Source organism: uncultured Streptococcus sp., from assembly GCF_963521255.1.
Taxonomy (GTDB): domain Bacteria; phylum Bacillota; class Bacilli; order Lactobacillales; family Streptococcaceae; genus Streptococcus.
Window position 1 is genome coordinate 1 of the sequence record NZ_CAUQTU010000020.1, and the last position, 5,245, is coordinate 5,245.

The 5,245-nt window shown below is 38.4% G+C and carries 6 protein-coding genes, 1 tRNA gene and 1 pseudogene; 1 reads left to right on the top strand and 7 read right to left on the bottom strand.

All coding sequences use genetic code 11. The features are described from left to right. Positions 1–169: 169 nt before the first annotated feature. From RWP09_RS09820 to pbp2a, 6 genes are all read right to left on the bottom strand, one after another. Positions 170–241: transfer RNA gene (locus tag RWP09_RS09820), tRNA-Glu, on the bottom strand. 89 nt (positions 242–330) lie between these two features. After that, the gene (locus RWP09_RS09825) at positions 331–810 is read right to left on the bottom strand and encodes a sigma-70 family RNA polymerase sigma factor (RefSeq protein ID WP_314437182.1); all 480 of its coding nucleotides are present in this window, start codon (positions 808–810) and stop codon (positions 331–333) included. Positions 811–930: 120 nt separating this feature from the next. Next, on the bottom strand, positions 931–1,467 hold the full coding sequence (nusG, locus tag RWP09_RS09830; RefSeq protein WP_000376739.1) for a transcription termination/antitermination protein NusG: 537 nt from the start codon (positions 1,465–1,467) through the stop codon (positions 931–933). A 53-nt stretch (positions 1,468–1,520) separates the two neighbouring features. After that, positions 1,521–1,697, bottom strand: coding sequence for a preprotein translocase subunit SecE (secE, locus tag RWP09_RS09835; RefSeq protein WP_042900249.1), 177 nt, complete (start codon positions 1,695–1,697; stop codon positions 1,521–1,523). Positions 1,698–1,706: 9 nt separating this feature from the next. Continuing rightward, positions 1,707–1,859 (bottom strand): 50S ribosomal protein L33, encoded by a 153-nt coding sequence (gene rpmG / locus RWP09_RS09840; RefSeq protein WP_001809375.1) that lies wholly within the window; start codon positions 1,857–1,859, stop codon positions 1,707–1,709. A 52-nt stretch (positions 1,860–1,911) separates the two neighbouring features. Then, positions 1,912–4,107: a penicillin-binding protein PBP2A gene (gene pbp2a / locus RWP09_RS09845; protein WP_314437185.1), complete on the bottom strand. Its 2,196-nt coding sequence runs from the start codon at positions 4,105–4,107 to the stop codon at positions 1,912–1,914. 86 nt (positions 4,108–4,193) lie between these two features. Between pbp2a and RWP09_RS09850 the strand changes: the two genes are divergently transcribed. Further along, on the top strand, positions 4,194–5,069 hold the full coding sequence (locus tag RWP09_RS09850; protein WP_314437188.1) for an RluA family pseudouridine synthase: 876 nt from the start codon (positions 4,194–4,196) through the stop codon (positions 5,067–5,069). Between the two features lie 68 nt (positions 5,070–5,137). Here the strand turns inward: RWP09_RS09850 and RWP09_RS09855 are convergent. Further along, positions 5,138–5,245: pseudogene (locus RWP09_RS09855) on the bottom strand (type I glyceraldehyde-3-phosphate dehydrogenase); the annotation flags it as partial.

The following is a 5,245-nucleotide window of genomic DNA, read 5'->3' on the forward strand; positions in this document are numbered from 1 at the left end:
TGTAGTGCCCTGCACATTGGTTCGTCTTGTTCAGTTTTCAAAGGTCTTTGTCACTTGCTTCTCTCAAGCGACAACTATATTAGTATATCACAGTCACTTTCGCTTGTCAACACTTTTTTTGAAACTTTTTTAACTTTTTTCATCCAAGTGTTCCATCCGCAACATACCATAGTCCGTACGGGATTCGAACCCGTGTTACCGCCGTGAAAAGGCGGTGTCTTAACCCCTTGACCAACGGACCAGAGTTGTTTTCAACTCTTACTATTATACCGACTTTTTCTGACTTGTCAACTACTTTTTTTATCTTTTTTTATTTTTTTGTATGACTTCCTAGTGTGTACGGATGTCAAACTCTTTAAACACAATACGTAAGTCTCTTAAGACTCTTTGACGCCCTCGGAAGCGTTCATGTCTTAAGACGCGTTCTAACTCTTCTTGTTTGTCTTTACTTTGTTTGCTTCTATAATCTCTTAGTGTTTCATGAAAGAGATAATAGTCATCTAACCACAGACCTCCCTCACTGATACGATGACTAATCTCACCTACTTCTTCATAGGGTTCTTTATCATATCTTCGTTTTTGACTTTCCTGCTTACGGATATAATCTAAAATGCGATTACGGAACTTAGTTTTGAAATATTTACGTAAACGTGGCATATCTTCTGATAATCTTTCTTCTCTACTAATCAATTCATGCAAGCAGATCATCCCCTCTTGGTCCCAATCCGATAGTTCCCATAAATGAAGGTAATACTCATTTCTACACTTATACACAATCCCTTGGACTTCTTCATATAATTCTTTAAGCATTATGTTCCCCTTTCTAGATACAGTCTAACAAATAATGAATCTAATTTGATTCATTTCATCCATTCTGTTCCCTACACCGTCTAAACTGCACAAAAAAGAGAGGGCTTGCCTCTCTTTGGGTTATAATTCTGCGATTTGGTTTAGGTTTACTTCTGCAACTGTGTCATTACCAAACATAGAGATAATCATCTTCACTTTGTTATTATCAATTTCTGTAATCTTACCAGTGTAATCTGCAAAAGCACCATCAATAATACGTACAGTTTGACCAACCTCAACATCGAAATCAAATTCTTGAACAGTTTGTCCCATAGATACCAAAATGTCACGAATTTCTTGTTCCAATAATGGAGTTGGTTTTGATCTGTTCCCGTGTGATCCGACAAATCCCGTAACGTTCGGAGTATTTCGAACAACAAACCAAGCTTCATCTGTCATGACCATTTCTACAAGAACATAACCTGGAAAGCGATTTTCTTCTACTTCTTTTCTCTTTCCATTTTTTTCAACTTGCACTGTTTGTGTTGGAATTTCAACACGTAGAATATTATCCAACATATTGTAGGTTTGTGCACGTTGTAATAGATTTTCTTTTACCTTATTTTCATAACCAGAATAAGTTTGTAAAACAAACCACCCTTTATCAAAACTATCCATGATATTTCCTTTCATAATAGAAGATTTCTAGTGTAATTAACTCCACTAACCTTCTAAAAAATGTTAATAAATCGAATCAAACCTGAAACAATCAACTGGTCAAAAATGTAAATAATTATTACAAAGAAAGCTGTGTATTCCATGATAGAACGAAAATCTCTCCAGCTTTCCTTGCGAGTTGGCCATGTTGTGTCTTTAAGAAGTCTAAAAATATCTCCAATAAAACGCATTGCTCTCTCCTATCTCGTTTCTCTGTGTGTAGTGTACTTACCACAATGTTTACAAAATTTATTTACTTCTAGTCGTGTTGGTTTGGGGTTCCCGCTGATCTTGATTGAATAGTTTCTCGAACCACAAACCGCACAAGCTAGGCTTGCTTTTTTTAGTGCCATAACGCCTCCATCTTATCCATTATAACAAGAAAGCTAGGCTTTGACAAGCATCTTAACGAAATAGATTGACTACCGAATCCCATATCGTTTGAGCTTTTTCCTTAATCTTCGCATCCGAAATAGCCCGACTAGCCTCGTCTACTAGACTTTGCGCACGTCCTCGAATATCAGACAAATTATCATCTGTCTGGCTATTATCATTAGTTTGTACTTGTCTTTTTGTGTTAGCTGGTGCAATTCCATTTTTCTTATATGCATTTTCAACTGTAAAGGTACTTCCTGGGGTATAAGGTAAAATGGTATTTGCAATATTTCTGAAGACATGGGCTGCACCGTTTGAAGTAGATCCTGCTAGATAGTGATTTTCATCAGTGGTCGGAAAACCAAGCCAGTGACTAATCACTACATCCGGAGTATAACCAATTACCCACTGGTCACTTGTGTATTCAGGATTAAAAACTGCTTCGGTTGTACCAGTTTTTCCTGCCATGACATAGTCTGCAGGCGATGAACTAATACCTGTTCCGTTTGTAAATGTTCCCAACATCATACTGGTCATCTTGTCAGCTACAGCTTTATCAATTACTCGTTTTTGTGAATTTTTATGGCTCGCAATGACCTGACCACTAGCATTTTCAATTCTACTAATAAAATGAGCTTCAGGCATTAAACCTTCATTTGCAAAAGCAGCATATGCTTGAGCCATTTGAAGAGGGTTGGTTTCAACACCGCTTCCCAAGGCGACGCCAAGAACACGATCGACCTTTTCCATGTTGAGTCCAAATTTTTCTCCTGCCTCAAAAGCCTTATCAACGCCCAAATCATTAACAGTGGCAACAGCAGGTAGATTAAGCGATTCTGCCAAGGCTTGATACATAGGAACTTCTCGACTCGTTTTGATTCCTGCATAGTTATCAACCTTATAGCTATCGTACTGCATGGTATGGTTATCCAAGAGCTTATTCAAAGCCCAGCCTGCTTCAACTGCTGGCGTATAAACAACTAAAGGCTTAATTGTAGAACCAGGACTACGTTTTGATTGAGTTGCATAGTTGAAATTCCGGAATCCAGTTTTATCATTGTCAGCAACTTGACCGACAACTCCACGAACTCCCCCTGTTTTCGGTTCGAGAGCGACACTTCCTGATTGAGCAAATGTTCCATCCTCTGCCCTCGGAAATAGCGCTTTATTTTCATAGACAACCTGCATATTTGCTTGGTAGTTTTGGTCCAGCTCTGTGTAAATGCGGTAGCCATTATTGACAATCTCTTCCTCTGTTAGATTATACTTGGAAACAGCTTCATTAACAACCGCGTCAAAATAAGAGGGGTAACGGTAATCTGAGATTTTTCCTTCATACCTATCGTGCAATTGCGAAGTCATATCAACTTCTGCAGCTTCGGTTTCTTGATTTTTATCAATATATCCTGCTGCAACCATATTTTGTAAGACAGTGTCGCGACGATTAGTCGAATCTTGTACGGAATTCAAAGGATTATACAGTTCCGGCCCTTTGAGCATCCCTGCCAGAGTCGCAGCTTGATCCAAACTCACTTCTGATGCAGAAACTCCAAAGTATTTCTTACTCGCATCTTCTACACCCCACACACCATTTCCAAAATAGGCATTGTTAAGGTACATGGTTAAAATCTGATCCTTACTATATTTTTTTGTTAATTCTAAGGCAAGGAAAAATTCTTTCGCTTTTCTCTCAACAGTTTGATCCTGCGACAAATAGGCGTTTTTAGCCAGCTGTTGTGTAATAGTAGAACCACCACCTGAACGACCAGCAGTGACAATCGCCAAGAAGAAACGACCATAGTTAATCCCGTCATTTTTATAGAAAGAGCGGTCTTCTGTCGCAATAACGGCATTCTGCAAATTTTTACTGATATCAGTCAATTCAACATAAGTTCCTTTTTGACCAGACAAGGCACCAGCCTCCTTTTCTTCACGGTCAAAAATGATAGTCCGAGTTTTCAAGGCGTTTTGCAAATCGTTAACATTGGTTGACTTGGCTACAGCAAACAAATAGGTTCCAACTAGCAAGCCTGCACTCAAACCTAGTATAAGGACAATCTTTGTTAGATGATAGCGACGCCAGAATTTTCGAATTGGACCTACTTGGGCTAATTTTTTTCGATCACTACGAGAGCGACGTAAGCTAGTCGTATCAGAATCCTCTAGTTCACTTGTTTCTTTTTTAAAAAGAGAAAGAAATTTCTCAAATAATTTATCTAATTTCATGCGTTTATTTTATCATCTTCATCATAGGAAGACAAGAATTTAGCTATTTCCTATCCAAATAGGGCTTTTTTTGTTACAATATCTGTATGCAATTCACATTTACATTACCAGACTCTCTACCTCAAATGACGGTGAAGCAATTACTTGAGGAGCAACTACTCATCCCTAGAAAAATTCGTCATTTTTTGAGAATCAAGAAACATATTTTGATAAACCAAGAAGAAGTTCACTGGAACGAGATGGTAAGTCCTGGAGATGTTTGCCAGTTGACTTTTGATGAGGAAGATTATTCCGAAAAAGAAATCCCTTGGGGAAATCCTGACATCGTTCAAGAGGTTTATCAAGATCAACACTTGATTATTGTAAACAAACCAGAGGGGATGAAAACGCATGGTAATCAGCCAAACGAAATCGCCCTTCTTAACCATGTCAGTGCCTATGTTGGCCAAACCTGCTATGTCGTTCACCGCCTAGACATGGAAACCAGTGGTCTAGTTCTTTTTGCTAAAAATCCTTTTATCCTACCTATTCTCAATCGTTTATTAGAGAAAAAAGAAATTTCTAGGGAATACTGGGCACTAGTTGATGGAAATATCAGCAGCAAAGAGCTTGTTTTCAGGGACAAAATCGGACGTGATCGCCATGATCGTAGAAAACGAATAGTTGATACAAAAAATGGACAATATGCTGAAACGCATATAAACAGATTAAAGCAATTCTCAAACCAGACTTCCTTGGTTCGTTGCAAACTAAAGACAGGGCGAACCCATCAGATTCGTGTCCACCTTTCGCATCATAACTTCCCTATTTCAGGCGACCCTCTCTATAATAGTAAATCAAAAACAAGTCGGCTTATGCTTCACGCCTTCCGCCTTTCCTTTACCCATCCACTTACTCTAGAGAAATTAAGCTTCACTACCCTATCAGATACTTTCGAAAGAGAAATAAAAAAGAATGGATGATTGCGTCATCCATTTTTCCATATAAGAAAAGCAAGACCAAGAGGCCTTGCTTTTTATCGACTCATGAATTATTTAGCGATTTTTGCGAAGTATTCAAGAGTACGAACAAGTTGTGCAGTGTATGACATTTCGTTGTCGTACCATGATACAACTTTAACCAATTGTTTACCGTCAAC

Bases quoted from the DNA above. Each gene is read 5' to 3' on its own strand.
- RWP09_RS09825 (WP_314437182.1), bottom strand. From the start codon at position 810: ATGCTTAAAGAATTATATGAAGAAGTCCAAGGGATTGTGTATAAGTGT.
- rpmG (WP_001809375.1), bottom strand. From the start codon at position 1,859: ATGGCACTAAAAAAAGCAAGCCTAGCTTGTGCGGTTTGTGGTTCGAGA.
- secE (WP_042900249.1), bottom strand. From the start codon at position 1,697: ATGCGTTTTATTGGAGATATTTTTAGACTTCTTAAAGACACAACATGG.
- RWP09_RS09850 (WP_314437188.1), top strand. From the start codon at position 4,194: ATGCAATTCACATTTACATTACCAGACTCTCTACCTCAAATGACGGTG.
- nusG (WP_000376739.1), bottom strand. From the start codon at position 1,467: ATGGATAGTTTTGATAAAGGGTGGTTTGTTTTACAAACTTATTCTGGT.
- pbp2a (WP_314437185.1), bottom strand. From the start codon at position 4,107: ATGAAATTAGATAAATTATTTGAGAAATTTCTTTCTCTTTTTAAAAAA.